1 protein-coding gene is annotated in these 1,031 nt (G+C 48.5%); it reads right to left on the bottom strand.

Annotated features, from left to right (window positions below):
• Nucleotides 1–1,031: SurA N-terminal domain-containing protein (locus tag KDK17_RS09875; RefSeq protein WP_257287979.1), on the bottom strand; the 1,031-nt coding region annotated here is incomplete at both ends.

Genomic DNA, 1,031 nt, shown 5'->3' with positions numbered 1-1,031 from the left:
TCAGAATAGTGGACACTGTCTGAGTATCGGCAGCATTCTCTTCAATGTCCTGAAGACGACGCTGATACTCATCTTTAATTGCCTGCTGATCGGCCTCAAGATCGTGCACCATAGAAGCCTTATCCATTTCCACGAAACTGATCTCAACTTGCTCTGGTGTCATATACTGCTCACGATGAGCTTCGTAATAGGATTTGACCTGATCTTCAGTCGGTTCGATGCTGTCACGAACTTTTGCAACATCAAGGGTCAGCCAGGCCATTTCACGCTTCTGGTTTTCCAGCGCAGTCAACCTACTGATCTCTGACGGGGTCACAAACTCGGAACCTGCAACACCGGCCTGAATTTGCTGCAAAACCGTTTCATCGCTCAACAACGAACGGAACTGGGCTGGAGACATTCCCAGGCTGCGAACCATCATCAGGAAGCGATCCTGATTGAATTGACCGTCCTGCTGGAATTCGGGCATTCTGACGATCATTGCATCCAGTTCTTTCTGGCCCAGGCCCATGTCGCCATTTTTGGCTTCCTGTAATAGCAGGGTACGATCAATAAGAGACTGGAGAACCGACTCTCTGAGCTGTTTTTCATCAATCAGGGATGGGTCAAACTGATCACCCATCTGTTGAATCAGCATTCTTCTCTGCTGCTCCAGTGACTGTACCAACTGGGCACGGGTAATATCTTCGCCGTTAACGCTAGCAACGTTAGGATTATTCGGATTCGGCGCCAGTGTTTCCAGACCAGTAATCGCCATCATAAAGGCAATGATGCCGACAACAACAAATGTTACCCAGCTCTTTGCCTTATCCCTCATTGATTGGAGCATACTTACCTCAGGTTCCGGGCTCGCTTTAGCTTTATATACATAGGGACACGAACCTGATGTTCGAGCCTTGTGACGATGACATCGCATACCTCTCTGCAAACGCTTGAGAAGCATCATCAGATGCTGCTGGCATGACCGGCATTTCTGACGCGCATAATAGCGGTCCAGAATCTCATGCATCACCAACAAAAAAAGCGCATCT

Source organism: Endozoicomonas sp. SESOKO2 (assembly GCF_024606245.1).
Taxonomy (GTDB): Bacteria; Pseudomonadota; Gammaproteobacteria; order Pseudomonadales; family Endozoicomonadaceae; genus Endozoicomonas_A.
Note: the sequence above shows the minus strand (reverse complement) of the source record. Positions and strands in the feature narration are given on the sequence as shown.